Source organism: Streptomyces sp. PA03-6a (genome assembly GCF_033792765.1).
Lineage (GTDB): Bacteria > Actinomycetota > Actinomycetes > Streptomycetales > Streptomycetaceae > Actinacidiphila.
Map to the genome: position 1 here is coordinate 1 of NZ_JARAVK010000508.1, position 2,384 is coordinate 2,384.

The following is a 2,384-nucleotide window of genomic DNA, read 5'->3' on the forward strand; positions in this document are numbered from 1 at the left end:
GGGCGAGGGAGGGCGTGCTGTCCGGCACGGGGGTGGCCTTTCGTCACGAATCGGTGGAAGCGGATCCGGAACGGGCGCACCGCACCTGCCCCTGGCGGCCGGGCGGCCTGCTGGGGGTGGGGGTCCGAGTCGTCAGTGAGTGCGCCCGGTCAGGCGCACAGCGGCGGAAGGACGACGTGCCAGTAGCAATTCACCCGACGATCCTACCGAAGGGCGGGCATGGCAGGGTGAACGCATGCCGATCACTGATGTCACCGATGAGCAGCCCGGACGGGTCATCGACCTGCGAAGCGACACCGTCACGCGGCCCGGCGCGGACATGCGCCGCGCCATGGCGGAGGCCGAGGTGGGCGACGACGTCTTCGCCGACGACCCCACCGTGGGCGCCCTCCAGGACCGGATCGCGGAGCGGCTCGGCTTCGAGGCCGCGCTGTTCGTCTCGTCCGGGACGCAGAGCAACCTGTGCGCGCTGCTGACGCACTGCGGCCGCGGTGACGAGTACATCGCCGGGCAGTCGGCGCACGTGTACCGCTGGGAGGGCGGCGGCGGTGCCGTGCTCGGCGGGATCCAGCCGCAGCCGCTGCCGCACCGGGAGGACGGGACGCTGGACCCGGCCGACATCGCGGCCGCGGTCAAGCCCGACGACCCGCACTTCCCGCGCACCAGGCTGCTGTGCCTGGAGAACACCATCGGCGGCCGGGTCGTCCCCACGGACTACCTGCGGGCCGCGACCGGGCTGGCGCGTGAGCACGGGCTGGCCACGCACCTGGACGGGGCCCGGCTGTTCAACGCGGCGGTCGCCGCGGGCGGCGACCCGTACGAGCAGGCGCGGCTGATCGCCGGCCACTTCGACAGCGTCTCGGTCTGCTTCAGCAAGGGCCTGGGCGCACCGGTCGGCTCCGCTCTGCTGGGCAGCCGGGAGTTCGTGGCGCGGGCGCTGCGCTGGCGCAAGGCGCTCGGCGGCGGGATGCGGCAGGCGGGCATCATCGCGGCGGGCGCCCTGTACGCGCTGGAGCACCAGGTGGCGCGGCTCGCCGAGGACCACGCGAACGCGGCGCTGTTCGCGGAGGGGATCAAGGACGTGCCCGGTCTGGTCGTGGGCGACTCCCAGACCAACATGGTCTTCGCCGAGCCGGCGCCGGGGCTGTCCGCCGAGGAGGTGCAGGAGCGCCTCGCGCGGCGCGGGCTGCACTGCGCCGGCTATCCCGGACGGCTGCGCTTCGTCTTCCACCTGGACGTGTCGCGCGCCGACACGGAAGAGGCCGTACGCATCGTCCGCGAGGCCCTGGACGGCGCCGCGCGCGGCTGACGGCCCGCCATCTCCCTTTCTCGTAGCGGTCGTTCCGCAACCTCCGGTGCCTCCCGCGTGTCCTAGGGGGTGAGGTCGTCGCGCGACGGCCTCAACGGGGAAGGGGAAGCGATGAGAGCGGGAGCGTCAGCGGGACGTCGGGCGGGGGCCGCCCTCGCGGTGGCGGTGATGGCCGTGACACCGGTCGTGGCGGGGGGCGGCTCGGCGCAGGCCGCATCGTCGTGCACGACGAGCAAGGGGCCGTACCAGAAGCAAGTGGAGAAGTTCCTGGGGCGGCCGGTGGACGGGAAGCAGTCGGCGGCCGACTGCAAGGCGATACGCGCCTTCCAGACGAAGAACGGGATATCCCCGAACATCGGCTACGCGGGCCCGGTGACCTGGGGCGTCATGAAGATCATGAACGCCCAGAAGGCCGCGGGCAGCAATCCCAACAAGGCCGGCAAGTGCCCCACGAACAAGGGGCGGATCGCGTGCGTGGACCTCACGCGGCAGCTGAGCTGGATACAGGACGGCAAGAAGCTGAAGTTCGGGCCGGTCCCGGTGCGGACGGGCCGCAACGGCTACGAGACGCGCACCGGTGCCAAGAAGATCTACTGGCGCCACAAGGACCACTGGTCGACGTTGTACAACGTGGCCATGCCCTACAGCCAGTTCTTCGACGGCGGGCAGGCGTTCCACTCGATCGCGGGCAGCGTGTGGTCGCCGCCGGGGTCGCACGGCTGCGTGAACATGCGCAGCGGGGACGCCAAGAAGTACTGGAGCCTGCTGAAGAACGGTGACGACGTGTACGTGTACGGGCGCAAGCCCGGCACGTGACGCGCCGCGGCGCCGGCAGGGGCGGGCGGGACCGGGCGGGGCTCCGCACGGGCCCGCCCGCCCTTCTTGGTCCAGACCTCTTGACGGCGCCTGGGGGCGGCAGTTCAATCACGGCGTGAACTAAGTCTTGAACTCATACGGACGGGAATCCCGTGCCCCCACGCACGAGGGTTCAAGAAATGTCAGGTGCATGACTAGCGCGCCCGGCCTTCCGTCCGTCACCCCCCACGACCGCCCCCGAAAGGCAGCGCCCCTGTGA

Annotated in this window: 2 protein-coding genes; both read left to right on the top strand. The window is 71.6% G+C overall.

Going from position 1 to position 2,384, the window contains the following annotated elements; genetic code table 11:
- Positions 1 to 235 precede the first annotated feature (235 nt).
- A complete protein-coding gene (gene ltaE / locus PV350_RS46135) occupies positions 236 to 1,309 on the top strand; it encodes a low-specificity L-threonine aldolase (protein ID WP_500339253.1) in 1,074 nt (357 codons plus the stop codon).
- Positions 1,310 to 1,477: 168 nt separating this feature from the next.
- Positions 1,478 to 2,125, top strand: coding sequence for a L,D-transpeptidase family protein (locus tag PV350_RS46140; RefSeq protein WP_499510313.1), 648 nt, complete (start codon positions 1,478 to 1,480; stop codon positions 2,123 to 2,125).
- The last annotated feature ends 259 nt before the right edge of the window (positions 2,126 to 2,384 follow it).

What these genes read in the sequence shown, in the direction of transcription:
- ltaE (WP_500339253.1), top strand. Translation starts at nt 236, where the DNA reads ATGCCGATCACTGATGTCACCGATGAGCAGCCCGGACGGGTCATCGAC.
- PV350_RS46140 (WP_499510313.1), top strand. Translation starts at nt 1,478, where the DNA reads ATGGCCGTGACACCGGTCGTGGCGGGGGGCGGCTCGGCGCAGGCCGCA.